Origin of the sequence: Nonomuraea endophytica, from assembly GCF_014203235.1 — a bacterium.
Classification (GTDB): Bacteria; Actinomycetota; Actinomycetes; order Streptosporangiales; family Streptosporangiaceae; genus Nonomuraea; species Nonomuraea endophytica.
In genome coordinates this window covers 158,232-183,023 of the sequence record NZ_JACHIN010000018.1, presented here as the reverse complement: position 1 = coordinate 183,023, position 24,792 = coordinate 158,232, and the positions used below count along the sequence as shown (strand labels likewise).

Here is a 24,792-nt window from a genome sequence, read left to right as displayed (position 1 = left end):
ACATGTTGCGCACGCTGGTCATCGCCGCCCATCCCGACGAACCCGAGATCTACGCCGGTGGCACCTCCGCCCTGCTGGCCGGGGCCGGGCACGCGGTGAAGTTTTTGACACTCACCAACGGTGACGCCGGCCATCACGAGATGGAACGCGCTCCCCTGGCCCGCCGCCGCGCCGAGGAGGCCTGGCGGGCGGCCGACGCGCTCGGCGTGACCACGTACGAGATCTTCGACGACGTGCACGACGGCTTCCTCGAACCCACCGTGGAGATGCGCGTGCGTGTCCTGCGTGAGATCCGCGGCTGGCGTCCCGACCTGGTGATCGCCCTGCACGCCGACGGTGGCGGCCACCCTGACAACCGCGCCGCGGGCACGCTCGCCGGGCAGGCGGTGGAGTTCTCCACCACCCGCAACGTCGAGTGCGGCAAGCCTGCCCTGGACCGGCAGCCGGTCTGCCTGCTGATGACCGACTACGTCTCGCGGCCCGTTCACCGGGACGACGTCGTCGTGGACGTCGCCCCGGTGCTGGAGGCCAAGCTCGACGCCTGCCTGGCGCACGCGTCCCAGTTCCTGGAGTACTCGCCGTTCCAGCGCGGGCTGCTGGGCAAGGTGCCCGATCCGGCAGACGTGGCGGCCTGCCGTACGTTCGTGAGCGAGCACTGGGCCGAGCACATCGGGCCGGAGACCTTCCAGCTCGCCCCCTACGGCCGGCGACCCGCGGAGAGCGAGCTGCTGGACCTGCTGCCCTTCGCCACGGTACGGGCGGTACTGCGGGAAACCACGGGTTAGGACGGGTAAGCGCCTCATTCCCGGAAGTGACCGGCCCGGCCTACCGTTCCTCGTCACGATCGGAAAACTGCTCGACGTCCGGCGGAGCCCGGTGGCCGGACTGACGGCCATGCTCACCCTGGCTGTGGTGATCGTGCTGTCCGCCATGGCCGACAGCACCATGCGGCCCCTGCCGGCCACCGCCCCCGTGGAGCAGTTCCGCGCCGAGCGCGCGCTGGTTCACCTGAAGCGGTTCGCCGCCGAACCTCGGCCCATCGGCAGCCCCGCGAACGCGCGCGCCCAGACCTACCTGGCAGGGCAACTGCGCGCGGCGGGGCTGGAGGTGGAGGTCCAGCGCGCGGTCGGCGCCTGGTCCGCGGCGGGACTGGCGGCGTTCGGCCAGGTCGACAACGTCGTGGGCCGGTTGCGGGGAACGGACTCGACCGGCACCGTTCTGATCGCCGCGCACTACGACTCCGCGGCCATGGGGCCGGGCGCCTCCGACGGCGGCGCCGCGGTGGCCGCGATGGTCGAGACCGTCCGGGCGCTGCGTGCCGGTCCCGGCCCGCGTAACGACGTCGTGCTGCTGAACTGGGAGGCCCGCGGGGTCAGCGGCCCCTCGCTGATGTTCGAGACCTCCGGGAACAACGCCCGCCTGGTCGAGACCTTCGCGGGCGCCGTCCCCGCGCCGCGCGGTCACTCGGCCATGGTGGAGGTGTATCGGCTGCTGCCCAACAACATCGCCGCCGAGGGGCCGCGAGCCGACGTCCTGGCCCACGGCGGGGACACCCTGAAACTGCACGTGACCGCCCCGAAGGGGGCGCGCTCGGTGACGCTGCGGTTCGACCAGCCGATCACCCACGCCATCGCGTCGGCCGGCCGGTTCGGGGCGGCGGGCGTGCCCGTCACCGGCACCCGAACCGGCACCTGGCCCGCGGAGATCCGCTTCCGCGGCCTCCCCGCGCAGGGAGTCCAGCTCACCGTGCGCGTACCGGCGAAGGACCGGATCCGCCTCACGGTGATCGCCGCGACCGACGGGTTCACGGCGGTTGGTGTCAGCGCAGGCGTCTGAGCCGGCCGGCTGCCGCGATCATGGGGGTCGCCGCGGTCGTGACGGCCGCGCCCAGCGGTGTGTCGGTGGCCAGGATCCAGCGGACCGTCCGCATGGCCAGGGTGAGGATCTCCGCGCCGCGCACGCGCATGTCCGCCTCGAACTGGCTGACGGCCACCGGCAGGGCGCTGGTTCCGGCAGTGACCTCGCACAGGTGCGTGAGCAGGCTGGCGGCATCGCGGATCGCGGCGCCGGCTCCCATGCCCGCGGTCGGCGGCGTGGCGTGCACGGCGTCGCCCAACGCGGTGATGGGCCCGGCGGGCCAGGGAGCGAGGTCCTGCGCCCGGGTCGAGGCGGCGTTGAACCGGAACGCGGCGATACTGCCGGGATCGGCCTGGGCGATGACCTCGAGCGGGCTCTCAGCCCACCCGTGGCGGCGGAACCTGGCCAGCAAGGCGTCCCGCAGCTCATCCGCGCGCAGGCCGCGCAGTGCGTCGGTCGCGGCGGACTCGGGAAACATCGCACCCCAAATGTAGGTGGGGCCGCTGGTGACCGAGGCGCGCAGGTGCGGGGCATCGAGTACGGCGTTGCCCACCGGGTCCAGGAAGCCGACGTACAGGGCGGCGCCCCGAGGCGCGAACACCATCCCCGATCGCGGGCCGAGCCGTTCGCGCTCCAGCGGGCCGAGGTCGCCGGCGGCCGTCCTGCCGGAGAAACCGATGATCCCGACGGGCCGGTTCGTGGGGCCACCGGCGAGGTGCCCGGCGACCAGCGAGTGGGCGCCGTCCGCGCCGACCAGCAGGTCGCACCGCTGAGTGGTCCCGTCCGCGAGGACGACCTGGGGCGTGCCGTCGTCGGCGTGCCCGATGGCGGTGACGGTCTGCCCCAGATGGAGATCGTCGCCGACCGCGTCGGCCAGCAGGGTCCGCAACGTGATGCGGTCGATGTCCACGCTCGGGCTGTCGGCCAGCCGCGGCCCGTGGCCCAGCAGCCGTCCGTGCCAGTCCCAGAACGCATCCGGGTCACGCAGCCGCAGCGCCGATGACGAGGCCAGCAGACGTTCGACGATCTCCGGTGGTACGAGCCGGCGCAGGGCCTCCTGGGCCCGGCCGTCGAGGGTGATGTGGTAGCCCCCTGTCGCCGTGACGTCGGTGTCACGCTCGAAGACCGCGACGTCGAACCCGTTCCGGCGTAGTCCCGCGGCCAGCGCCAATCCGCCGATTCCGCCCCCGATGACGATGATGCGCATCCTTTACAGGACTCCTTCTTGTGCTTGTTCGGCAGCTCTCGCCGGAGACAGTGCCATCGGTAGTGGACGTCGGATGTCCACTACTGGTGCAGGATGAACCTCATGGCCGAAACCTCACGACGCGCGCTGCGCCTGCTGTCGCTGCTCGCGACCGCTCGACGCTGGTCGCTGAGCGAACTCGCCTCACGGCTGGACGTCAGCGAACGCACCGTCCGCCGCGACATCGAGACCCTGCGGGCGCTCGACTACCCCGTCACCACCGTCCACGGCCCGGCCGGCGGATACAGCCTGGGCGCCGGGCACGCGCTGCCGCCGCTGCTGCTCGACGACGAACAGGCGCTCGCGATCACGGTGGCCCTGCAGACCGCGCCCAGCAGCGTCTTCGGACTCGGCGAGGACGCCGAACGGGCGCTGGACGCCCTGAAACGCATCATGCCCGCCAGGCTCAGAACGGCCATGGAGTCACTGAACCTGACCAGCCTGCAGAACTATTGGGAGTTTCCGGCCGACCCCATCGGCTCCGAACGGCTCAGGGCCGCCGGAATCGCGGTACGCCACCGGAATGTGCTGATCGTCGACATGGTCAGGGCTGACGGCACCCGCCCGGCCCCGGGCGAGGACGACTTCTCCCCCGCTCGCCGGATCGAACCCCACCACCTGGTGATCTGGGCCGGGCGGTGGTACCTCGTCGCCTACGACCTCGCCGACGACGACTGGCGGGTACGCCGCCTCGACCGCCTCCACCTGCACTCCCCCACCGGCATCCCCATCCAGCCCAGAGACCTCCCCGGCGGCGACGTCGCCCGCTTCGTCATGACCAGCCACGACCGTGGCGACACCCCAGCCACCTGGCCGTGCACCGGCACCGCCCGCCTGAACCTGCCCGCCGAAACCGTCGCCCGCTGGGCGCCCGGCGGATCGATGGTCGAGCACCTCGGCCCCGATCACTGCCGCCTCACCATCGGAGCCTGGTCATGGGCGGGTGTCGCCGGGATCCTCGCCACCTTCGACGCCGACATGGATCAGGTCACACCCACCGAGCTGGTAGACGCCTGCCGTCGGCTCGTGCGCAGGTGGCATGCCGTAGCGGCCGGTCCTGGATCTGCCCGGCCATGATCGCCGAAGGACATGGTCAAGACTGTCCGAAGTCGCGGCGGCGCAGTGCGTACAGCCCGCCGTACAGCAGGATCGCCGTGATGGTGAGCAGGGCGGCGTGGGCGCCCATGTTGAACGGCTCTCCGCCGAACGGGTTGGGGATGTAGTGGAACGGCTCCAGCGGGCTGCCGCCCCAGAGTCCGTACAGGGGCCCGGCGACCTGGCCGAGCGCGGCGGTCAGGATCCAGGCGATCCAGCAGATCGCGGTGCCGGCCCGGGGAAGCAGGCCGTACACGAGCACGCAGACCGCCCCGACGCACCACGCCGCCGGCACGAGGCTCAGCGCGCCCGCCAGAAATCTGGGCAGGTCGGTGGACAGGTCGCCCACGAGCACGGAGAAGAGCGTGCCGAAGACGAGCCCGGCCACCGCCATCAGCGCTGCCGTGCCGAGCCCGGCGACGACCAGGTGCCCGCCGGCCCATCGCAGCCGGGTCAGCGGGGTGGCCTGGACGGCTTCCGCCCGCCCCGACGTTTCCTCGTCACGCAGCCGGAGCGTCATGAGCACCGGGTACAGCGCGACGACGTAGGCCAGGATGAGGATCAGGTACCAGGAGTAGCCGCCGATGGCCGCGGCCGGCATGCCGAGCATCTTGACGATGCCGTCGGTGACGACGCTGGGCCGGGCGAGCAGGTCCTTGACGAAGGGACTCAGCCCGGCGCCGGCGGCGGCGAAGAAGGCGACGCCGGCCGCCCACGCCACCAGCAGCGTACGGTGCAGCCGCCAGGCCATGCTGATCGGGCCGCGCAGGCGGGTGGTGCCGGCGGGCCCGAGGCGTTCGGGCAGGATGCCGGAGCCCAGGTCGCGCCGGTCGCGCAGCCGGTAGGCGACCGCCAGGAGTGTGGCGCCGACCAGGACCGACAGGCCGAGCATCCACCACCTTTCGTCCTGGTACGGCCGCACCAGGTGACTCCAGCCGATCGGTGACAGGCCGATCAGATAGCGCTGCCCGGTGGCGTCACCCGCGTACCGCATCACATAGGACACGGCGAGTACGGATAGTCCGATCATCGTGGCGGTACGGGCGTTGCGCGCGAGCTGGGCGGCGACGGCGGCGATGCCCCCGAACACCCAGCCGGCGGCCGCGACGGCGGCCGCGTAGGCCAGCGAGCCGACCGGCTCGAAACCGATCCCGATCAGCACGATGGCGACGGCGAGCCCGCAGGCCACGCTGACGCCCGCCGCCACCAGGACAGCGGCGGTCAGCGGGGCGCGGCGGCCGACCACGGTCGCGCCGACCAGTTCGGCGCGCCCGCTGTCCTCTTCCCCGCGGGTGTGCCGGATGACGGACATGACGGCGGCGAACGCGCTGAACACGTACAGGAATCCGCCGCTGCGCCAGGTGGCGAGCACTTCCAGCCGGGGTTCGACGGTGCCGCCGCCGAGCGCGTGCAGGAAGGCGTTGCGGCCGATGGTCTCGGTGTATTCGACCTTGAGCGCCTGGGTGCCCATGCGGGTGGTGATGTAGTTGACCATGGTCAGGGCCAGGGCCACGATGAGCAGCATCCACCAGGGCGCGCTGGGCCGTTCGCGGCGCAGCGCCAGTCGGGCGAGCCGGCCGGTGCCGGTCAGCGCGCTCATCTCCGGGTTCCGGTTCGGTCGTGGTGGCGCAGGAACAGTTCCTCCAGCCCGGCGGCGTCAGGCATCGTCTTTCTCCTCGGCGTGGGTTCGGAGGGCGGCCACGCGCTCGGGCGAGGGAGCGCTGCCGCGATGCCTGTCGAGGGCGTCGACGGCGGCGGCGGCCTGCTCCGGGGTGAGCATGGGGTGCGAGCGGATGTCGAGCAGCGCGCGGGCGAGCAGGTCGTCGCCTTCGGGGCTGATGAGGTCGACGCCGATGGTGCGCGACAACTGCCGATGCAGAATCGGTACGGCCAGCGCCATCGCCACCCCGATCGCCGCGCGGACCCGGCGGTCGGCGAGCGGGGGGTCGAGGCGGTCACGTTCGGCTTCGGCCAGCCATTGCTCGCCCATCTCGACCATGCTGTCGAAGACCGGGGCCGCCCAGCCCTCGGTCAGGGCGCGCGCCAGATACGGCTGGTAGGGCCCCAGGGCCGCCCGGCTGAGCGCGACGTAGTTGACGTCGGCGGCGCTCACGTCGCCGGCCCTGGCCTGGTCGTTGAGCCTGCGGAGAATCTTGGCGAGGTAGGCGTCGCACTCCTCGCGCAGCGCCTGTTTGGAGCCGAAGTGGTGGCGGACCAGCCCTGCGGACACGCCCGCGGTGTCGGCGATCTCCTTGAGGGTGGTGCGCTCGAACCCGTGCTCCCCGAAGTGCCGCAGGGCCGCGTCCCTGATGCGGGCGCGGGCGGTCAGGTCTTCCGAGTCGGGTGCGGGTGTGGTCATGACCACCGATCCCTATTCAGTCATGCAGGTTACTATATGCCGAGAAAGCATACTACACACCTGTATAGTCGCACATCGCGTACGGCGATCGCGTATAGTGCACAGTGTGAACTTCTTCGACACTCCGAAACCCATCCAGGCCGTGGTCGACCTGGGGGCGGGAGATGTTCGGGTCGTGGCGGAGCGCCGCGCCGACACGCGGGTCAGGGTGAACCCGCTCGACCCGGCCAACGACGACGACGCCGGCGCGGCCGGCCTGACCGAGGTGGAGTACGCCGGCGGCCGCCTGAGGGTGCACACGCCGCACCGGTGGCGGGACCGCATCGGCGCGGTCAAGGTGGAGATCCAGCTGCCGGAGGGCTCCGGCCTCGAGATCGACCTGTCCGCCGGTCAGGTGTGGGGCCATGGCCGGCTCGGGGAGAGCAGGATCCACAGCGCCCGCGGCGGGATCCGGCTCGACCAGACCGCCGGGCTGGACGTAGATTCCGGATCGGGCGAGGTGTGCGTCGCCTCCGTCGAGGGGCCCGCCGTCATCACGATGCGCGGCGGCGACCTGCTTCTCGGCGAGGCCGCAGGCAGCCTGCGGGTCACGGCCGCCCGTGGCCGGGTCGTGGTCGAGCGGGCCCACGCCGACGTCGAGATCATCAGCGCGGACGGCGACATCAGGATCGGCGAGGTGGCCCGCGGCTCGGTGACGCTCGCGGCCTCGGGGCGGGTCGAGGTGGGCGTCAGGCGAGGCAGCGGGGCCGTGCTGAGCCTCGACTCCACCTACGGCGCCGTGCACAACCTGCTGGAGGCGTGGCCGCCGCCCGAGGAGAGCGTCGACATCCACGCCTCCACCACCTACGGCGACGTGGTGGTGAAACGCCACGCGCGGAAGTAGGCCCGCGCGCCGAGGCTCAGCCACTCACGCCAGGCGGCGATCTTCACGATCCGCTCTTCATGGAGCTCAGCACCTCCAGGTAGTGCGGGTTGTACATCAGGCCCAGGATGTTGCCCCACGGGTCGATCACGGTGGCGGTGATGAAGCCGGTGCCGCGGTCGCGGGGGGCGTCGTGTTCCTTGGCGCCCATCGCCACGAGCCGGTCCAGTGCCGCGGGTACGTCGTCGACGTGCCAGAAGACCACCGCGCCCGCCGGCCGGCCCACCGCCTCCGGAGACGGGGTCCTGGCCAGCTCACTGTCGGCGTAGGAACTGTCGATGACGCCGAACTCGTGCTGGTAGTCGCCGATACGCCACTCCAGGTAGGCCGGAGTGTCCATGTAAGGGGCGATCCCGAACAACTCGGTGTACCAGCTCTTGGTGGCGGCCAGGTCAGGCGAGTAGAACGACGTCGTGGTGAGTCCTCGCAACATGCGCGTTTCCCTTTTCTCGCGGTTGGTGTGTCCATCATCCCGCTCAAAGTGCTCATCAATTGAGCACTTTGTTTGCCAGGATGAGGACATGCGCGCCGACCGTCTCGTGGCAGCCTTGCTGCTGCTTCAAGCCCGTGGCCGGGTGACCGCCGCGGAACTCGCCACGGAACTGGAGACCTCCGTGGCCACCGCCCGCCGCGACCTGGAGTCCCTGTCGGCCGCCGGCATCCCGGTCTACCCCCAGCCGGGCCGGGGCGGTGGATGGTCGCTCGTCGGCGGCGCCCGTACCGACCTCAGCGGCCTGAACGCGGCCGAGACCCGCGCCCTGTTCCTTCTCCTCGGCCGGGCCGGCACGGCCACCCCCGAGCTCACCTCCGCCCTGCGCAAGCTCGTCCGCGCGCTGCCCGCGACCTTCCGCGCCGACGCCCAAGCCGCCGCACAGGCGGTCGTGTCCGACCCCGCGGGCTGGGGGGAGGCCGACCGGGAGCATGCCGTCCCGCACGAGTCCTTGCAGGCCGCGGTCGTGCGCCAAGTCAAGGTACGGCTGGCCTACTCCGGGCAGGAGCGGCTCGTCGACCCGCTGGGTCTGGTCGACAAGGACGGCATCTGGTACCTCATCGCGGACACGCCCGCGGGCAGGCGTACCTTCCGCGTCGACCGCGTGACCGAAGCGGTGATCACCGACCTGCCCGCGGAACGGCCGGAAGACTTCGACCTGGCGGCGGAATGGTCGCGCACCGTCGCGCAGATGGAGCGGCGGCGCTCGCTCGTCACCGCGGAGGTGCTGATCGACGCCACGTTCGTGCCCGTGCTGCGCTCACACTTCGGACGGCACTGCGAGGTCGTCGCCGAAGAACCTGGCGGACGCGTCCGCGCCCGTGTGGCCGCGCACATGCCACGCGCGATCGCCGAGCAACTCGCCGGCTGGGGCGCCATGGTCGAAGTGGTCGAGCCGGGCGCCGTACGCGACGAACTCGCCCGGATCGGACGAGAACTCACCGAGCGCTACGCGCAGTCGTGATCCGGCTCGCCGTTCAGGTGCCGGCGTGGGAGGTATGGTGGTAGGCGCTGGTCAGCGTCGCCAGCTCGCCTCGCGACAGCACTTGGCTGATGTGGCCGAAGCCGGCGGGGGCGCGGGCGGCCACGACGGCGAGGATGTCGTCGGCCGGCATGGCCCGGCAGGCCGCCGCGACGGCGTTGGCCTGCGGGAGCCGGACCGCCTCGTACGCGCGCAGCGCGGCGGCCGGATCCCGCACGTTCGACAGGGCGTCGGCCAGCGCCCGGGCGTCGAGGATCGCCTGGGAGGCGCCGTTGGAGCCGATCGGGTACATGGGGTGGGCGGCGTCGCCCAGCAGGGTGACCGGGCCCGTTCCCCAGGCGGGCAGGGGGTCGCGGTCGGTCATGGGGAGTTCGAGCACCTCGGGCGCCTCGGCGAACAGGGCGGCGACGTCCAGCCCCGGCACCGACCAGCCGGCGAAGCGGGCGTCGAGGTCGGCGCGGATGTCGTGCTGCGCGCGGCCGGGCGCGGGCGCGGGGCCGCGCGCCTCGGCCACCCAGTTGAGCTGGACCAGGCCGCCGCTGGGGCGGGTGATCGGGTAGACGACGAGCTTGGCGCGGGCGTTGCAGCCGTAGACGGCGACGGTGCGCCCGTCCAGGTACGGCGGCGCCGGGCTGATGCCACGCCACATCGTGATCCCGCAGGCCAGGGGCTCCCCCTCGCCGGGGTGGAGGTGGCGGCGCACGGCCGAGCGCAGTCCGTCGGCGCCGATGAGCACGTCGGCGTCGATGGTCACCGGCTGTCCCGACGTGCGGTCGTGGCCGGTGACGCGGACGGTTCGCCCGCCGTCCTCGACGTCCCCGACGCCCTCGACGCCCTCGACGCCCTCGACGCCCTCGACGAGCGTGCCGAAGCGGACGGCGGCGGCGCCGAGCCGGTCGTGGACGGCGCGCAGCAGCAGCATCTGCAGCTCACCGCGGTGCACCGAGTATTGGCCGGTGCGGGGCTGGCGCCAGATGAGGTTGCCGTGCCGGTCGAAGTGGGCCATCCGCGCGACCGGGACGCCGAGCGCGGCCAGTCCCGCGCCGAGGCCGAGCCGCGACAGCTCGGCGACGGCGGCGGGCAGCAGGTTGATGCCGACGCCGAGCGGCCGGCACGTCGTGCTCGCCTCGGCCAGTTCGGCGGTGAGGCCCACGGCGTGGAGGTTGAGCGCGGCGGTCAGGCCGCCGATGCCGGCGCCGGCGATCAGGATCCGCATCAGTGCGCGACCGCCTCCAGCAGGTGGGCCTCCAGCGGCAGGCCCGTGTGGGAGGCGAGGGTGAACCCGGCCGCCTGCAGCAGGTCGCGGTAGCCGTCCAGGGTGCGTTCGCGGCCGCCGGTGTTGTTGACCATCATGTGAACGTCCCAGGCGGTGGCCAGGCTCGGCCGGTCGGGCTGCTGCGGCAGGAGCCGTTCGACGATGGCCAGGCGGGCGCCCTCGCGGCAGGCCTGGCGGCAGCGCGACAGGATGCGGGCGCAGGCGTCGTCGTCCCAGTCGTGCAGGATGCGCGAGAGCACGAGCAGGTCGCCGCCGGGCACGCAGTTGAACAGGTCGCCGCCGATGGTGGTGATGCGGTCGCCGTGGCGGGCGATCAGGTCCGGCTCCGCGGCGGCGGCGGTCGCGGGCGTGTCGAACAGCACGCCCCGCACGTGCGGCGCGGCGTCGAGGATCCGGCCCAGCAGCGCGCCGGAGCCACCGCCGATGTCGGTCACGGTGGTGATCCCGGTCAGGTCGAGCCGGGCGGCGACGGCGTCGAAGATGTCGCGGCACTGGTCGGACATCGCCAGCTGGAACACCCGCGCCTGCTCGGCGTGCGCTTCGAGGTAGTCGAAGGGGGCGGTGCCGTAGGCCAGCTCGAAGCCGCTGGTATCGCTCCTGACGGCGCCGGGCAGGTGGCCGAAGCTGTGGTAGAACAGCCCGCCGTACAGCAAGGCGACGCCGTGCAGGGAGAAGCTGGACGCGCGCGCGAGCGTGGCGCCCAGCTGGGTGAGCGTGACCAGGCCGCCCGAGCTGGCGACCACACCGAGCTGTTCGAGGTAGCGCACCAGGCGGGCCAGGCGATCGGCCGGGCAGCCGAGGGTGGCGGCGAGGTCTTCGAGGGAGAGGTCGCGGCCGAGCAGCCGGTCGGCGATGCCGAGTTCGGCGGCGGTGCGCAGGGCCTGGGTCGTCCAGGCGCCGGTGAGGAGTTCGAGCATGCGGCGGCGTTCCTCGCCCGCGCCCAGGTGACGCTCCAGCTCCGCCCGCGCCTGCCCGGCCGCCACGATCTCCACGCGGTCGCCGCCGCCGCCGGCCTTGAAGTAGAAGACGCTGCGCCCGTTCGCGCCCTCGGCGGGATTGAAGCCGCCGCCGTCGGGGCGGTAACCGTCGGCGCGCAGCGACTCCAGCACCTCCAAGCCGGCCGCGGGCGCTTCGAACGCCAGGTGCGTCTCCCGGTTGTGCAACCGCTCGTCGTCGGCGATCTCCTCCGGGCAGCCGGTGGCCAGGAACAGCTCCAGCGTCCTGCCATGGCCCACGTCGAGGTGGGCGATGGTGACGGCCAGGCCGTCCAGCTCATACCTTCTCGCCAGGCGCTCCCTGACCACGACGCTGGGCAGCGTCCTGACCACGGGCTGCCCGGCCAGCGCCGCCTCGACCGAACTCGGGAACACCAGCAGCCCGACATGGTCGAACCGCAGACCTAGTGGTCCCTGTCTTCCTTCATGAGCGATCTGCGCCATCCGGCCGACCCGCAAGGTGTCGGCTTCGCCCAGTGCGCCGGGTCTGATGGCGGTCGACCACACGCCCCCCTGTTTCACGCGGGAAGGTTAGCATCACTCTGAGTAGTTGAGAAATCACATAGAGTAAGCGTCGATGTCGGCCCGTTGTGACCAAGACCGGCCACGCAAGGAGCCGCAGCGTTCCTGGACGCCCAGACCGGTGTCAGGTTGTCGGCCGGCGGGTGCCGGAAGCGATCACCCGCTCCACGCTGAAGCGGTACCGCCACTCGTCGGCGGTCACCGACATCATGGACGTCCCCGACCGGGCACACTCCCTGACCATCGACAGCGGATGCGCGAGATCGCCGAGGCGGCGCCGGCCTGGACGCGCGCGTTGAGGTTCATGGGCGAGCGTGGGCGGGGGTGTTTCGGAGCAGAGCCATGGCCAGGGCGGCGGTCAGCCAGAGGACGACAGCGGCGGCGGTCAGGGCGGTGCTCAGGCTGGTGTGGAATGCCTCGTGTGCCGCCTGGAGGAGGTTGGCCGCCTGGGCGGGAGGGAGGGTCGCCGCGCCGTCGACAGTTGAGCCGAGCGATTGGCCGGCCTCGGACGGCGGGCCGGGCAGCGTGGCGCGGTAGACGACCGACACGACCGTGCCGAGGATCGCGACGCCCAGCCCCGCGCCCAGTTCGAACGAGGTTTCCTGGATGGCGGCCGCCTGTCCGGCACGTTCCTCGCTGGCGGCCGACATCACCAGATCCGCGCCGAGCGTCATCACCACGCCGGCCGACGCGCCCGCGACGACGAGTACGAGGGGCACGATGGGCCCGCCCAAGGCCAGCGGGAGTACGGCCAGTGCCGTGCCGAGGGCGGCCAGCGCCGCGGCCACGGTCGTGCGGCGTCCCCAGCGGGCCGCCGGCCACGGTGCCCCGGCCGCGCCCACCGCGTTGGCGGCGGCCAGCGGCGTGAGCGCCAGACCGGCCTGGAAGGGGGTCAGCCCGTCCACGAGCTGGAACCATTGGGTGAGGAAGAACAGCAGCGCCGTGTTGGCGCCGAAGCAGACCAGCACGCTCACCGTCGCGACGCTGACCCGGCGGTCGGCGAACAGGGACAGATCGAGCAGTGGTTCCGAGGCTCGGCGCTGGCGCTGCACGAAGAGCACCGCCAGTGCCACTCCGGCCGATCCGGCGACCGCCGACGCCGGCGACGGATCGTCGGCCAGGTGCTTCAGCCCGTACACCATGAGGCCGAGAGCGGCGACCGACAGCGCGGCGTCCGCGGGGCTCCAGCGGCGCGGTGCGGGGTCCTTGGACTCGGGGATGAGCCGGGCACCGACGATCAGTACAACAGCCACGATGGGCAGATTGACCAGGAAGACCGAACCCCACCAGAAGTGTTCGAGGAGCAGCCCTCCGAGCACGGGGCCGAGCATGGCGCCCGCGCTGTGCGCGGCCGTCCACGCCCCGAGCGCGATCGTCCGCTCACGGGCGTCGGGAAAGACCGATCGGATGATCGCCACGGTGGACGCCATGATCATCGCCGCGCCCACGCCGAGCAGGACCCTGGCCCCGATGAGCTGGGCGGTCGTGTGGGCCATCGCCGCCGCGACTGAAATCACGCCGAACACGGCGAACCCCGCCAGCACCATGCGCCTGCGGCCGAGCCGATCTCCCAGGGTGCCGAACGTCACCAGCATCGCCGCGAGCGTGAGCGAGTAGCTGTCGACGATCCACAACATCGCGCTCGCGCCGGGCTTCAGGTCCCTGGACAGGCTGGGCAGGGCGACGTGCAGCACGGTCACGTCGATGCCGACCAGGAACAGGCTCGCGCACATGACGGCGAGGACTGCCCACTTGCGCGGGGTCGAGGGCGAATGAATGTCCTGGTGCATGGGCACCAGCCTGGTAAGAGTGCTACATATTCTACAAGTACTGTCTTTAATGTGTCATAGTGCCAATTTGTATAGGAATGGAGGTCACAGGTGCGCAAGGGGTTGCACGACAAGCCCGCCAACTGCATGGTCGAGGTGGCCATGGAGATCCTCGGCGGCCGTTGGAAGCTGGCGATCGTCTACAAGTTGCTCCAGCGCACGCACCGGTTCGGCGAACTCCACCGGGAGATGCGCGGCATCACCCCGCGCATGCTCACCCGGCAACTCCGGGAACTGGAGGAGGACGGGATCATCGCGCGCATGGTCCACCGCGAGGTGCCGCCGAGGGTCGAGTACTCGCTCACGGACACGGGCCGGAGCCTGGAGACCATCGTCGGCCTGCTCGACACGTGGGGCAGGTCGTACCTCGATGACCATCCTGCCGTCCAGGCGGGATAGCTCGCGAAGACTGCTTTCGCCAGGGAGGCGCCGTGGCGTCACCGCTTCGTCAAGGGCTGAGCGCTAGACGGCGTACCGGATCAAGACGAGTTGGGAGTACGGCAGCGGCCGGGCCTCCAGGAGCCGCAGGGACACCGGCGCGGCCAGTTCGAAGGCGGGAGTGCCGCCGCCGAGGACCTTGGGGCCGACCATCAGGTGCAACTCGTCGACGAGGCCGTGGGTGAGCAGGTCGTTCCAGAGCACGTGGCTGCCGAAGATCAGGATGTCCCGTCCGGGCCGCTGCTTGAGCGCGGCCACCGCCTCATGGGCGGCGGCGCGCTGGACGATGCGCGTGTCGTGCCAGGGCGCGGTCCGTTCCGGCGTCAGGCTGTCGGACACGACGACCTTGTCCAAGGCGTTGATCAGCCGCGACATCTCCCGCAGCCCGGCAGGGGCCGTGGGATCGCCGGCCACGCCCGGCCAGAAGGCGTTCGCCCCTTCGTAGGTCACGCGTCCCAGCAGAAGGGTGCCGGCGGCGCGCAGCCGTTCGGCGTTGTAGTCGTCGAAGGCGTCTTCCTCCGGCATCGCCATGAAGTCCTTGCCGGGCCCTTCGAAGTAACCGTCCGGGGTGACGATGTTGGTCACGACGACTTTGCGCATGGTGCTCTCCCGTTTGTCGGTTGTCAGGAGTGCAGAGACGAGAGCCGCCGCGAACTCATCGCTCCTCGGGCGAAATTTCCGGCGAAAGTCCGAAAACGTCATGCAGCTGAGCATCGAGGAACCCGGCAATCTCCACGATCTTCCCGTCCCTCAGGCTCAGCACGATGATCGCGGCCAATAGGAACACCTGGCCGCCGGGCGTCCGCTGATAACAGGCGAAGCCGAGCTGACCGTTGGCCCCGATCGGGCGCAGCCTCCACTCGAACGCGAACACACGCTCCACCAGGAAGCGGCGGACGTCCTCCCGCCCGTCGAACCAGGCGGGCAGCGGCGGCATCGTGAAGCGTGCGTCGTCCGCGAGCAGCGCCACGAGCCCGTCCACGTCCGCTCGCTCCCACGCGGCCATGAACAACGCCACCAGCTCACCCCGGCCACCAGCACCGAGCGCGCCAAGCTCCTCACGCTGGGTAGTAGCAGGCGCCCGCATGGTCCGCCCCGCCCGCTGCAGCGCGCTGTTGACCGAAGCCACCGACGTGTCCAGCAGGCCGGCGACCTCGGCCGCGGAGAACCCCAGCACCTCCCGCAGGATGAGCACCGCCCGCTGCGTACCCGGCAAGCGCTGCAGCGCCGCCACGAACGCCAGCTCGACGCCCTCCCTGCGCAGATAGCTGGCCGCCGGTCCCGGTTCGTCGGACACCAGGTCGTCCGGCCACGGCTCCATCCACACCGGTCCGCCCACGAACGTCCCGAGATCGTCGGTACGCCCGAGCGCCGGCCCCCGATCCGGCGACATGACCCGAGGCCCCCGCTTGCCGCTCAGCCGCAGGCAGGTGTTGGTGCTGATCCGATAGAGCCAGGTACGCAACGAGCTCCGCCCCTCGAACCCGGCCAGCCCGCGCCAGGCGTTGAGCAGCGTCTCCTGCACCGCGTCCTCGGCGTCGTGCGGCGAGCCGAGCATCCGGTAGCAGTGCGCGGCCAGCTCACCCCGGTAGGCCAGGACCAGACGTTCGAACGCCCCCTCGTCACCCGCGCGGGCCCGTTCCAGCAACACGTCCTCGTCCATGTGGCAAGGCTAGAACGTGGTCGGTGTCGACCTTCACCACCTGCCGGAGCCGCGCGGAGCGTCGAAGAATCGGCCGGATGCCTGCCGGGACATGGCCAGAACGGCCTTGAGGTGCTCCATGTGTCTCCTCCACGCGGGCGAGGTGAGCACATGAAGGGCGGTGGTTGACGATCCCGGCTCGCCCATCGCGTCACCCGAGGTGTGTTCGTCAGCGCCGGGCGCGTTCATACTGCAGTGATGACCGGCAGCTCTGGCACCGGGACACCGCTGCTCGGCCGTCAGGCCGAGTGCGCCGCCGTCGACGCGGTGCTCGAATCCGCTCGCGAAGGACAGGGGTCGGTCCTGGTCGTGCGGGGCGAGACGGGTGTGGGCAAGACGGCTCTGCTGGAGTACGCGGCCGCCCGCGCCCCGGCCTTCCGCCTCGCTCGGGTGGCAGGCGTGGAGTCGGAGTCGGAGCTGATGGGCGCCGGTCTGCAGCGGCTCCTCGGCCCGGCGCTGGTCGAGGAGGCCCGGCGGCTGCCCGGCCCGCAGCGCGATGCCCTCCAGACCACGTTGGGGCTGCGGGAGGGACCGGCGGCCGACCGGTTCCTTGTCGGCCTCGCCGTTCTCGCCCTGCTGAGCGAGCTGGCCGAGCGGCGTCCCTTGCTGGTCGTCGTCGACGACGCGCAGTGGCTGGACGCGGTCTCCGCGCAGATCCTCGCCTTCGTCGCCCGGCGCCTGGCCGCTGAACGGATGGCGATGCTGTTTGCCGTACGCGAGCCGGGCGGCGGCACCGACCTCGACGGGCTGCCCGCTCTGCCCGTGGGAGGCCTCGGCGATCACGACGCCCGCCGGTTGCTGAGCTCGGTCATCCCGGGCGGGCTGGATGAGCAGGTGCGCGACCGGGTCGTGGCCGAGACCCGGGGCAACCCCCTTGCCCTGCTCGAACTCCCCGCCGCGATGACGCCGGCGGAGCTGGCCGGTGGGTTCGGCCTGCCCGATGCCCGTGCCCTGTCCGGGCGCATCGAGCAGAGCTTCGTGCGTCGTATCGAGGCGCTGCCCGACGACACCCGCTTGTTGCTGTTCGCCGCGGCCGCCGAACCGGCCGGCGACATGCTGGTGCTGATGCGTGCGCTGGAGCTGCTCGGCATCGCCATCGGCGCTGCCGAGCCCGCCGAGTCGGCAGGTCTGATCGATCTCGGCTCACGGGTCGCCTTCCGGCATCCGCTGGTCAGGACCGCGGCGTACCGGGCCGCGCCGGCGCGCGTACGCCGCGGTGGGCACGCGGCGCTGGCCGAGGCCACCGATCCCGAGGCCGACCCGGATCGCCGCGCCTGGCACCGGGCCCACGCCACGGCGACGCCGCAGGAGGACGTCGCGGCCGAGCTGGCGAGCCGCGCCGCCCACGCGCAGGCCAGGGCCGGGACCGAGACGGCGGCAGCCTTCCTGGAACGGGCGGCCGAGCTGACACCCGACCCGCGGCGGCGGGGCGCGCGGGCCCTGGCCGCCGCGCAGGCCAAGCTGGACGCGGGCGCGCTCGGCGCGGCCGAGGCGCTGCTCGCCCTGGCGGCGATCGCCCCGCTGGAGGCGGCCGATCGGGCCCGGCTGGCGCGCGTACGCGCCCACGTCGCCTTCGCGCGCACCCGGGGCGGCGACACGCCGGCCCTGCTCAGCGCGGCGGCCAGGCAGCTGGAGCCGGTCGATCCGGAACTGGCCCGCGAGACGCATCTGGAAGCCATGTGGGCGCTGATGCGCAGCGGCCGCTTCGGCCGGCCCGGCGGTGTGCCGGCGGCCGCGAAGGCCGCTCTGGCCCAGGCCGGCGAGCATCCCGTGCGGGCCGTCGACCAGTTTCTCCAGGTGCTCGTCACCAGGGGCACGCAAGGGCACAGCCAGGTGGCGCGGGCGCTGGAGACCTTCCAGCGCGAAGGACTGCGCCGTGACAACATCGCCTGGTGCTGGCTGGCCTGCCAGCTGGCCATGGACGTCTGGGACGACGGGGCCTGCGCGGCGATGGCCGGCGGCCTGGCCGAGGTGGCCCGCGAGCGCGGCATGCTCACGGTCCTGCCCTTCGCGCTGAACTACTCCGCCGCCCACCAGCTGTTCGACGGGCGCTTCGACCTCGCCCACCAACTGCTCCAGGAGGCGGATTCGATCACCCGCGCCACCCGCAACGTCGCCGTCGCCGACTTCTCCATCCTGCTCGCCGCCTGGCGAGGTGACCGCGATCGAACGCTCGGCATGCGCGAGCGTATCCTCGCCGACGCGACGGCACGCGGTGAGGGGTTCGCGGTGGAGGCCGCCGAGTGGGCCGCCGCGACGCTGTATCTGGGCTTTGGCGAGTACGGCGCGGCCGCCGAGGCCGCCCGGCGGGCCTACGAGCCGGAGGGCATCGGCTTCACCGTGTGGGTGCTGCCCGAGCTGATCGAGGCGGCTGTCCGGGCCGGCGACACGGCCACGGCGCACCAGGCTTTCGAGCAGCTGGCGGAGCGTTCGGCGACCAGCGACGCGCCCTGGGCACGCGGCATCGAAGCCCGGTCCCGGGCGCTGCTGAGCGACGGCGGGGAGGCCGAGGAGCTGTATCGGGAGGCGATCGAGCACCTGGCCCGATCCCGCGTCGCCGTACACCGTGCCAGGGCTCAGCTGATCTACGGCGAGTGGCTGCGCAGGCAGAACCGGCGCGTCGACGCACGAGTCCAGCTCAAGGGCGCCTTCCACGCGTTCGACGCCATGGGCGCTGACGCGTTCGCCCGGCGCGCCGAGCGGGAGCTGCTGGCGACCGGGGAAACCGTGCACAAGCGGACCGGTGACCCGGGCGTGGAGCTCACCCCGCAGGAAGCGCAGATCGCGCAGCTGGCCCGCGAGGGGCACACCAACCCGGAGATCGCCGCACGGGTGTTCCTGAGCCACCGCACCGTCGAATGGCACCTGCGCAAGGTCTTCACCAAGCTGAACATCGCCTCGCGCAAGGAACTCGCGCGAGCGCTGCGGGCCATCGAGCCCGCGACGGCCTGACCTCGGCTCGTTCACCCGGCCCCGGGGACGCCCCGGGTAGGGCCAGTGGGTGGCCAGGGGTTGTCACGGGCGCGAGGCGAGGCGTCGGCGGGCGATCGTGAACACATCCAGCGCATCCACACAACCTCCGTCACAGGGACGGAGGAACCCCAAGGAGGGAATCCCCATGCGACGTCTCCACAAGACCCTGATCGCGACCGCCACGAGCCTGGTCCTGGGCATCGGGATCACCGGCGCCGTAGCCGGCCCCGCCGCCGCGGCCACCGGCACGTGGAAGCTGTGCGACGACTGGAACCTCTGGACCATCACCCGGGACTGCATGACCGGCACCAACACCAACCCACCCAGGGTCCCCGACCTGGGCGCCTGGGGCTACAACGACGCCATCTCCTCCATCAAGACGAACTCGGTCGCCATCGAGGCCTGGACCAACGTCAACTTCCAGGGCACCTACGGCTACTTCGCGCCGAACTCCGTCTGGAACGCGCTCGACTACCCCTACAACAACTCCATCAGCGCGATCTCCTACCCCGGAGCCTGACCCCCTTGGGCGCGGGGGTGGCCGCCCCGCCACCCCCGCACTGATGAACGGAGGCGCCATGCCAGGCGAGCCGCGCGGAACAGTCCGGTCCTTCGCCTCGATCGTCCTGCTCGTCCTCACCATCGCCGGCTGCGCGTCCGCCCGGCCGGCGGCGTCCCCCTCAGCGGGCGTGTCCGCCGAGCAGATGGTGCGGCTGCTCCAGCTCCAGCTTCCGCCGGGAAAGTTCTCCGGCCGGCAGGGGCGGGGACTGAGCGCCGGGCCCGGTCCGGCGCCCTCAGCGCAGGTGTTCTTCGAGGCGGGCGGGAGCACGGCGAAGGTGGCGGTGAAGCTGAACCGGTGGCCCGTCCCCGTTCCCCTCCAGTACGCGCAGTGCCCCGACACCGCCTACCACCCCCACAGCCGGTGCGGCCAGACCTTCCTGCCCGGCGGGGCCCGGCTCGTGCTGGACCGCTCTCCGAGCGACGAGGACGACCCGGCAGGCGGCGTACTCCTCAGCGCCCTGCTCACCTACCGGGACGGCCGGCAGGTCTTCGTGTCGGAGGCCGGTCGTCGCGCTCTTCCGCTGACGCACGAGCACCTCGCCGCGGTGGCGACCTCTCCCGTGTGGCATCCGGTTCTCGCGGCGATGCCCGCACCGCCCGCCCTCCCCCGGACCGGGTCGGTCGCCAGGCTGACGGCACCGCGGATCACTCGCATCGTCGAGCGGCTGCTCCCGGAAGGCGTGCGCGCCGGGCAACCGGGCGGCGCGGACGGCTTCGGCCACCTCGCGGTCGACGACGGCCACGGCAAGAGCCTGGTCGCGGTGAACGTCCAGCAGTGGAAGCCCGGCGACGCGGCCATGACGCAGGTGTTCCAGAAGGCCGTCACCCTGCCCGGCGGCACCCGGGTCAGCACGCGACAGGGTCCCGCCCCGCGCGGCGGCCCCGGCACGATCGAATGGACCGTCGACACGCTCGGCGCGGACGGCCTGCGGGTCGTGATCTCGGCGATCAACGCGGCCGCGTACCGCCTTCCCGCCGGCCGCGGCACACCGGCCCTCAGCCTCGACCAACTCCGGCGGATCGCGCTCGATCCAGCCTGGCGGCAGGCCATCGGCTGAGCCTCGGCGACGGGACCAGGGTGTCTCCCTGGTGCGACGACATGGCCGCAGGACGAAGCTGACAACAGCGGCGAAACCCGCCGCAACCATCGAAAGGTGAGAACCATGACCAGCACCACACCCGCCCAGGCGGACCTGAAGCTCGAAGCCATCGTGATCCCGGTCTCCGACGTCGACCGCTCGAAGAAGTTCTACCAGGACCTGGGCTGGCGCCTCGACGCCGATTTCGCCTTCGACAACGGCTTCCGCGTCGTCCAGGTGACACCCCCGGGATCACCCGCATCCATCCAGTTCGGAACCCGGATCACCAACCAGCGGCCCGGCACCGCCGAAGGCATCTATCTGGTCGTCTCCGACATCGCCGCGGCCCGCGACCAGCTCGCGGCCCTCGGCGCCGACGTGGGCGGCGTCTTCCACCCCGAAGCCCCGGGAGCGCAGTTCGGCCGCGTGCCCGACGGTCAGGCCGGCGGGCCGGCCACCGATCGTGCCAGCTACGGGTCGTTCGCGACCTTCCGCGACCTGGACGGCAACGCGTACCTGATCCAGGAGGTCACGCACCGGCTGCCCGGCCGCGTCGACTCCACCGTCACCGAGTACGCGTCGGTGAACGACCTGGTCGGCGCGCTCAGAAGGGCGGCGGCGGCGCACGGCGAGCACGAGGCCCGCAACGGCGGCGCGTTCGACGAGAACTGGCCGGATTGGTACGCGGCCTACATGGTCGCCGAGCACCACGGTGACGACCTGCCGAAATGAGCCGAGATCACGTCACCGGCCTAGAATCGAGACGTGGCAGCAGCGCCGGTCCTGCGAGGACGCCGACATGAGCGTGACCGCCTGGACCAGGCGCTGCGGCACGTCAGAGGCGGCGGAAGCGCGGTGCTCGTGCTGCGCGGCGAAGCCGGTGTGGGCAAGTCCACGCTGCTGCGGTACGCCGAGGGTCAGGCCACCCGCTGCCGGATCGCCCGCCTCACCGGCGTCGAGTCCGAGCTGGAGCTACCGTTCGCCGCCCTCCACCAGCTCTGCGCCCCGATGCTCGCCTCGGCCGGCGTGCTGCCGGCGCCCCAGCGGCACGCGCTGAACGTCACGTTCGGGCACGCCGCCGGATCGGCGCCCGACAGGCTCGTCCTCGGCCTGGCGGTGCTGAGCCTGCTCGCCGAGGCAGCCTCGGAGCGACCGCTCGTCTGCCTCATCGACGACGCCCAGTGGCTCGACGTCGCCACCGGGCAGGTGCTCGGGTTCGTCGCCCGGCGTCTGCTCGGCGAATCGGTGCTGTTGCTGTTCGCCGTACGGGAGCCCGCTCCGGACACCCTGCTGACCGGCCTCCCGTCCTTGGCCGTGGAGGGTCTCGACGACTCCGACGCGCGGGCACTTGTGACCGCGGCCAATCCGGGCCGGCTCGACAGCCGCGTGCTCGACCGCATCGTCTCCGAGACCCGCGGCAACCCGCTCGCGCTGCTGGAGCTGTCGCGCAGCGGCCGGGCCGAGCTGCTCGGCGGCTTCGCCCTGCCTGCGGCCGGCGCCGACGCCCTGCGGGACCGGTACGAGCGGCGCGTCCGGGCCCTGCCCGAGCCCACGCGGCGGCTGCTCCTGCTGGCCTCGGCCGACCCCACCGGCGACGCCACCCTGCTCTGGCGGGCCGCGCAGGGGCTCGGCCTCGGCCCGCACGTGGCGGCCCCGGCGGAGGAAGCGCAGCTCGTCGAGATCGGGCGGAGTGTGCGGTTCCGGCATCCTTTGATGCGCTCGGCCGCCTATGCCGCGGGCGCTGCCGAGGAGCGCCGTGCCGTACATCGTGCGCTCGCCGACGCCCTTGAGTCCGAGAGCGACCGGCAACGGCGGGTCTGGCATCTGGCCGCGGCCGCGGACGGTCCCGACGACCGGCTCGCGGCCGAACTCGCCGACGCCGCGCAGGGCGCGGAGTCGCGCGGCGGCGTCGCGGCGGGCGCGGCGCTGCTCCGTCGTTCCGCCGAGCTGACCGTCGACCCCGGGCTCCAGATCGAGCGGACGCTGGCCGCGGCCCGGGCCGGCCTCGACGCGGGCGACTTCGCATTGGCGCTGGCTCTGCTCGCCAGAGCCGAAGCCCTCCCGGTCGACGACCTGCAAGGCGCCCGGATCGAGCTGATACGCGGGCTCACCGACCGCGCCGCCCGCTCCGGCCGGGAAGCGCCCGCGGCGCTGCTGCGCGCCGCCCGCCGGCTTCAGCCCCTGGACGGGCGGCTGGCCCGGCACACCTTTCTCGACGCGTGGGGAGCGGCCCTCGTCGCCGGACGGCTGGCGCATCCCGGCAGCGACCTGGCCGCCGTCTCCGCAGCCGCCTGTGAAGCGCCTCCGGCGCCCGGCGCGGCCACCGCAGCCGATCATCTGCTGGACGGCCTGGCGGTGCTCATCACCGGCGGAACCACGGCGGCACGTCCGATGCTGGGCGAGGCCGTAACAGAGTTCCTCGACGGCGAGGTGCCGACCGACCTGTGGTTGCACTGCGGCGTGCTGGTCGCCAACGCGGCGTTGTCGCTGTGGGACTACGACCGCTGGGAGGCGGCGAACGCCCGGCACGTCGAACTGGCCCGCGCCGGCGGCGCCCTGGCCCCGCTCGCCAACGCGCTGAACGTCCGCCGGGTCATCGCGCTGTGGCGCGGCGACGTGGAGCACGCCCGCGAGCTGGGCATGGAGGAGTCGGCGGTCAAGGAGGCCACCGGCACGCGCAGGGCGTCCTACGGAGACCTGTTCCTGCTCGCCTACCAGGGCCACGCGGAGCAGGCGCTGCCGCTGCTCACCGAGGCGGCCGCGGAAGCCACCGCGCGCGGCGAGGGGCTCGGCCTGTACTTCACCGACCGGGCCACCGCGCTGCTCCACCTGGGCCTCGGTCACTACGCCGAGGCGGCGGCCGCGGCCGGACGGGCCGCGACCGGCGACCTCGGCCCGTTCACCGCCCAGGCGCTGCCCGATCTGGTCGAGGCCGCCGTACGCGGCGGCGCGACCGCGACCGCCGAGACCGCCCTCGTACGGCTCGCCGCCCGCACCGAGGGCTCCGACCAGGAGTGGGCCCTCGGCCTGCAAGCCCGATCCCAAGCACTCCTCAGCGACGGAGAGCAGGCCGACAGGTCCTATGCCGAAGCCGTCGACCGCCTCGGCCGGACCCGGCTGAGGTTCGAGCTGGCCCGGACCCGGCTGGTGTACGGCGAGTGGCTGCGCCGCCAACGCCGCCGGACCGACGCCCGAGGCCAGCTGAAGCAGGCGTTCGAGGAGTTCACCGCCATGGGCGCCGACGGGTTCGCCGAACGGGCCAGGCACGAGCTGCTGGCGACCGGCGAGAAGGTGCGCAAACGCACCGCCGGCACCGTCGTCGAGCTCACCCCGCAGGAGGAGCACATCGCCCGCCTGGCCAAGGACGGCCGCACCAACCCCGAGATCGGCGCCGAGCTGTACCTCAGCGCCCGTACCGTCGAATGGCACCTGCGCAAGGTCTTCGCCAAGCTCGGCATCACCTCGCGCAGGGAACTCCGGAGCGCACTCGCCGACCAGGGGTGAGCAGACGTCATCAGTCGGCGGCGCCCAAGTCGCCCAGGGCCTCGCCGAGGCCGAGTTCGGTGGCACCACGGGTCTGGAAGCCCCGCTTGAACAGCTCAGCCGTACGTCGCTGAACTTCCTGGCCGCGGACGAGCTGCTGAAAGAGCGCGGCGTCCGCGCGTACCTCGGCGGGAGCCGGCAGGCTGATGGCGTTGATGGCCGACTTGGCCGCGATCAGCGCGTCGCGGGGGAAGCGGCTCATCCGTGCGGCGATGGCGGCCACGAACTCGTCCAGTTCGGCGTCAGGGACCGCGCGGTTGACCCATCCATAGCGTTCGGCGAGGTCGGCGTCGAAGTCCGCCGAGGTCAGCACCGCTTCGAGCGCTCTGCCCCGGCCCATCAGGCGGGTGAGGTGCTGAAGGGCGCCCGCGCCGGGAGGTGTTCCGATTCCCACTTCCGGCTGGCCCAGGACGGCGTTCTCGCGGGAGGCGAAGCGCATGTCGCAGGCGAGGACGAACTCGCTGCCGGCTCCCCGAGCACGGCCGCGCAGCTTGGCGATCGTGACGACCGGCAGCTCGCTCACCTTGCGGAACAGCATGCCCAGGGAGGCGTCGCCGGGACCTCCGGCCTTCGCCGCCTCAGCGGTGTATTCGGGGACTTTCGTCATGTCGACGTGCGGGAAGAAGAAGTCGGCGTCCGCGCTCTCGAAGATCACCACGCGTGGGGCGGCCGGGTGGGACAGTTCGCGGATCAGGGCGACCAGGTCCCGCACGACCTCGGGACCGATCAGGTTCATCGGCGGCGCGTGGAACGTGGCGGAAAGGACGTCGCCGTCCTGCCTGGTGTCGATGGTCTCGTACGAGGCGGTCATCCCGGTCTCCCTGGCCTGGGGGTCTTCTCCCGGACATGACCCCGAAGCCCCAAAGTAGCTCCGGGAACCCCCGCCGGCCTGGAGCCACGGCGAGCCGCCTCGATGACCTCGG

The 24,792-nt window shown here is 72.3% G+C and carries 21 protein-coding genes; 11 read left to right on the top strand and 10 right to left on the bottom strand.

Annotated elements, in window-relative coordinates; translation table 11 throughout:
* The first annotated feature begins 2 nt into the window (after nucleotides 1–2).
* Nucleotides 3–785, top strand: a complete 783-nt coding sequence (locus tag HNR40_RS45520; protein ID WP_184973079.1) for a PIG-L deacetylase family protein — start codon at nucleotides 3–5, stop codon at nucleotides 783–785.
* A gap of 109 nt (nucleotides 786–894) precedes the next feature.
* Nucleotides 895–1,836: a M28 family peptidase gene (locus tag HNR40_RS45515; protein WP_246510513.1), complete on the top strand. Its 942-nt coding sequence runs from the start codon at nucleotides 895–897 to the stop codon at nucleotides 1,834–1,836.
* Here HNR40_RS45515 and HNR40_RS45510 read toward each other — a convergent pair.
* Nucleotides 1,820–3,064 (bottom strand): FAD-dependent oxidoreductase, encoded by a 1,245-nt coding sequence (locus HNR40_RS45510; protein ID WP_184973077.1) that lies wholly within the window; start codon nucleotides 3,062–3,064, stop codon nucleotides 1,820–1,822. The two genes, HNR40_RS45515 and HNR40_RS45510, sit on opposite strands and share 17 nt — an antisense overlap.
* Nucleotides 3,065–3,166: 102 nt before the next feature.
* Between HNR40_RS45510 and HNR40_RS45505 the strand changes: the two genes are divergently transcribed.
* Complete coding sequence (locus HNR40_RS45505) at nucleotides 3,167–4,180, top strand: helix-turn-helix transcriptional regulator (RefSeq protein WP_184973075.1); 1,014 nt, start codon at nucleotides 3,167–3,169, stop codon at nucleotides 4,178–4,180.
* Between the two features lie 16 nt (nucleotides 4,181–4,196).
* Here the strand turns inward: HNR40_RS45505 and HNR40_RS45500 are convergent, their stop codons facing one another.
* On the bottom strand, nucleotides 4,197–5,798 hold the full coding sequence (locus tag HNR40_RS45500; protein WP_184973073.1) for an ABC transporter permease: 1,602 nt from the start codon (nucleotides 5,796–5,798) through the stop codon (nucleotides 4,197–4,199).
* A gap of 57 nt (nucleotides 5,799–5,855) precedes the next feature.
* Nucleotides 5,856–6,557, bottom strand: coding sequence for a TetR/AcrR family transcriptional regulator (locus tag HNR40_RS45495; RefSeq protein WP_184973071.1), 702 nt, complete (start codon nucleotides 6,555–6,557; stop codon nucleotides 5,856–5,858).
* A gap of 106 nt (nucleotides 6,558–6,663) precedes the next feature.
* On the opposite strand from HNR40_RS45495, the gene HNR40_RS45490 reads away from it, so the two are divergent.
* Nucleotides 6,664–7,440 (top strand): DUF4097 family beta strand repeat-containing protein, encoded by a 777-nt coding sequence (locus tag HNR40_RS45490; protein WP_184973069.1) that lies wholly within the window; start codon nucleotides 6,664–6,666, stop codon nucleotides 7,438–7,440.
* Nucleotides 7,441–7,483: 43 nt separating this feature from the next.
* Here the strand turns inward: HNR40_RS45490 and HNR40_RS45485 are convergent, their stop codons facing one another.
* Complete coding sequence (locus HNR40_RS45485; protein WP_184973068.1) at nucleotides 7,484–7,912, bottom strand: VOC family protein; 429 nt, start codon at nucleotides 7,910–7,912, stop codon at nucleotides 7,484–7,486.
* A gap of 88 nt (nucleotides 7,913–8,000) precedes the next feature.
* On the opposite strand from HNR40_RS45485, the gene HNR40_RS45480 reads away from it, so the two are divergent.
* Entirely contained in the window at nucleotides 8,001–8,933 is a 933-nt protein-coding gene (locus tag HNR40_RS45480) for a helix-turn-helix transcriptional regulator (RefSeq protein WP_184973066.1), read from the top strand.
* Nucleotides 8,934–8,946: 13 nt separating this feature from the next.
* Here HNR40_RS45480 and HNR40_RS45475 read toward each other — a convergent pair whose 3' ends face one another.
* The 3 genes from HNR40_RS45475 to HNR40_RS45465 form a co-directional block, all read right to left on the bottom strand.
* Entirely contained in the window at nucleotides 8,947–10,167 is a 1,221-nt protein-coding gene (locus HNR40_RS45475) for an FAD-dependent monooxygenase (RefSeq protein WP_184973064.1), read from the bottom strand.
* Nucleotides 10,167–11,744, bottom strand: coding sequence for a methyltransferase (locus tag HNR40_RS57660; RefSeq protein WP_184973063.1), 1,578 nt, complete (start codon nucleotides 11,742–11,744; stop codon nucleotides 10,167–10,169). The genes HNR40_RS45475 and HNR40_RS57660 overlap by 1 nt, the downstream gene beginning before the upstream one ends.
* Nucleotides 11,745–12,046: 302 nt before the next feature.
* On the bottom strand, nucleotides 12,047–13,534 hold the full coding sequence (locus tag HNR40_RS45465; protein ID WP_184973061.1) for an MFS transporter: 1,488 nt from the start codon (nucleotides 13,532–13,534) through the stop codon (nucleotides 12,047–12,049).
* A 90-nt stretch (nucleotides 13,535–13,624) separates the two neighbouring features.
* Between HNR40_RS45465 and HNR40_RS45460 the strand changes: the two genes are divergently transcribed.
* The gene (locus tag HNR40_RS45460) at nucleotides 13,625–13,972 is read left to right on the top strand and encodes a winged helix-turn-helix transcriptional regulator (protein ID WP_312896776.1); all 348 of its coding nucleotides are present in this window, start codon (nucleotides 13,625–13,627) and stop codon (nucleotides 13,970–13,972) included.
* A 63-nt stretch (nucleotides 13,973–14,035) separates the two neighbouring features.
* On the opposite strand, the gene HNR40_RS45455 is transcribed toward HNR40_RS45460, so the two are convergent.
* Both HNR40_RS45455 and HNR40_RS45450 read right to left on the bottom strand, forming a co-directional pair.
* Nucleotides 14,036–14,611, bottom strand: a complete 576-nt coding sequence (locus HNR40_RS45455; RefSeq protein WP_184973059.1) for a dihydrofolate reductase family protein — start codon at nucleotides 14,609–14,611, stop codon at nucleotides 14,036–14,038.
* A gap of 55 nt (nucleotides 14,612–14,666) precedes the next feature.
* Nucleotides 14,667–15,674, bottom strand: a complete 1,008-nt coding sequence (locus HNR40_RS45450) for a sigma-70 family RNA polymerase sigma factor (protein ID WP_184973057.1) — start codon at nucleotides 15,672–15,674, stop codon at nucleotides 14,667–14,669.
* A 237-nt stretch (nucleotides 15,675–15,911) separates the two neighbouring features.
* On the opposite strand from HNR40_RS45450, the gene HNR40_RS45445 reads away from it, so the two are divergent.
* From HNR40_RS45445 to HNR40_RS45425, 5 genes are all read left to right on the top strand, one after another.
* The gene (locus HNR40_RS45445; RefSeq protein ID WP_184973055.1) at nucleotides 15,912–18,665 is read left to right on the top strand and encodes an ATP-binding protein; all 2,754 of its coding nucleotides are present in this window, start codon (nucleotides 15,912–15,914) and stop codon (nucleotides 18,663–18,665) included.
* A gap of 166 nt (nucleotides 18,666–18,831) precedes the next feature.
* The gene (locus HNR40_RS45440) at nucleotides 18,832–19,206 is read left to right on the top strand and encodes a hypothetical protein (RefSeq protein WP_184973053.1); all 375 of its coding nucleotides are present in this window, start codon (nucleotides 18,832–18,834) and stop codon (nucleotides 19,204–19,206) included.
* Nucleotides 19,207–19,264: 58 nt separating this feature from the next.
* Entirely contained in the window at nucleotides 19,265–20,305 is a 1,041-nt protein-coding gene (locus tag HNR40_RS45435) for a hypothetical protein (RefSeq protein WP_184973051.1), read from the top strand.
* 105 nt (nucleotides 20,306–20,410) lie between these two features.
* The gene (locus tag HNR40_RS45430; protein WP_184973049.1) at nucleotides 20,411–21,058 is read left to right on the top strand and encodes a VOC family protein; all 648 of its coding nucleotides are present in this window, start codon (nucleotides 20,411–20,413) and stop codon (nucleotides 21,056–21,058) included.
* 33 nt (nucleotides 21,059–21,091) lie between these two features.
* On the top strand, nucleotides 21,092–23,830 hold the full coding sequence (locus tag HNR40_RS45425) for a LuxR family transcriptional regulator (protein WP_184973047.1): 2,739 nt from the start codon (nucleotides 21,092–21,094) through the stop codon (nucleotides 23,828–23,830).
* A gap of 10 nt (nucleotides 23,831–23,840) precedes the next feature.
* On the opposite strand, the gene HNR40_RS45420 is transcribed toward HNR40_RS45425, so the two are convergent.
* The gene (locus tag HNR40_RS45420; RefSeq protein WP_184973045.1) at nucleotides 23,841–24,680 is read right to left on the bottom strand and encodes an enoyl-CoA hydratase/isomerase family protein; all 840 of its coding nucleotides are present in this window, start codon (nucleotides 24,678–24,680) and stop codon (nucleotides 23,841–23,843) included.
* Between the last annotated feature and the right edge of the window lie 112 nt (nucleotides 24,681–24,792).

What these genes read in the sequence shown, in the direction of transcription:
- HNR40_RS45520 (WP_184973079.1), top strand. Translation starts at nt 3, where the DNA reads ATGTTGCGCACGCTGGTCATCGCCGCCCATCCCGACGAACCCGAGATC.
- HNR40_RS45515 (WP_246510513.1), top strand. Translation starts at nt 895, where the DNA reads ATGCTCACCCTGGCTGTGGTGATCGTGCTGTCCGCCATGGCCGACAGC.
- HNR40_RS45510 (WP_184973077.1), bottom strand. Translation starts at nt 3,064, where the DNA reads ATGCGCATCATCGTCATCGGGGGCGGAATCGGCGGATTGGCGCTGGCC.
- HNR40_RS45505 (WP_184973075.1), top strand. Translation starts at nt 3,167, where the DNA reads ATGGCCGAAACCTCACGACGCGCGCTGCGCCTGCTGTCGCTGCTCGCG.
- HNR40_RS45500 (WP_184973073.1), bottom strand. Translation starts at nt 5,798, where the DNA reads ATGAGCGCGCTGACCGGCACCGGCCGGCTCGCCCGACTGGCGCTGCGC.
- HNR40_RS45495 (WP_184973071.1), bottom strand. Translation starts at nt 6,557, where the DNA reads ATGACCACACCCGCACCCGACTCGGAAGACCTGACCGCCCGCGCCCGC.
- HNR40_RS45485 (WP_184973068.1), bottom strand. Translation starts at nt 7,912, where the DNA reads ATGTTGCGAGGACTCACCACGACGTCGTTCTACTCGCCTGACCTGGCC.
- HNR40_RS45480 (WP_184973066.1), top strand. Translation starts at nt 8,001, where the DNA reads ATGCGCGCCGACCGTCTCGTGGCAGCCTTGCTGCTGCTTCAAGCCCGT.
- HNR40_RS45475 (WP_184973064.1), bottom strand. Translation starts at nt 10,167, where the DNA reads ATGCGGATCCTGATCGCCGGCGCCGGCATCGGCGGCCTGACCGCCGCG.
- HNR40_RS45465 (WP_184973061.1), bottom strand. Translation starts at nt 13,534, where the DNA reads ATGCACCAGGACATTCATTCGCCCTCGACCCCGCGCAAGTGGGCAGTC.
- HNR40_RS45455 (WP_184973059.1), bottom strand. Translation starts at nt 14,611, where the DNA reads ATGCGCAAAGTCGTCGTGACCAACATCGTCACCCCGGACGGTTACTTC.
- HNR40_RS45450 (WP_184973057.1), bottom strand. Translation starts at nt 15,674, where the DNA reads ATGGACGAGGACGTGTTGCTGGAACGGGCCCGCGCGGGTGACGAGGGG.
- HNR40_RS45445 (WP_184973055.1), top strand. Translation starts at nt 15,912, where the DNA reads ATGACCGGCAGCTCTGGCACCGGGACACCGCTGCTCGGCCGTCAGGCC.
- HNR40_RS45440 (WP_184973053.1), top strand. Translation starts at nt 18,832, where the DNA reads ATGCGACGTCTCCACAAGACCCTGATCGCGACCGCCACGAGCCTGGTC.
- HNR40_RS45435 (WP_184973051.1), top strand. Translation starts at nt 19,265, where the DNA reads ATGCCAGGCGAGCCGCGCGGAACAGTCCGGTCCTTCGCCTCGATCGTC.
- HNR40_RS45430 (WP_184973049.1), top strand. Translation starts at nt 20,411, where the DNA reads ATGACCAGCACCACACCCGCCCAGGCGGACCTGAAGCTCGAAGCCATC.
- HNR40_RS45420 (WP_184973045.1), bottom strand. Translation starts at nt 24,680, where the DNA reads ATGACCGCCTCGTACGAGACCATCGACACCAGGCAGGACGGCGACGTC.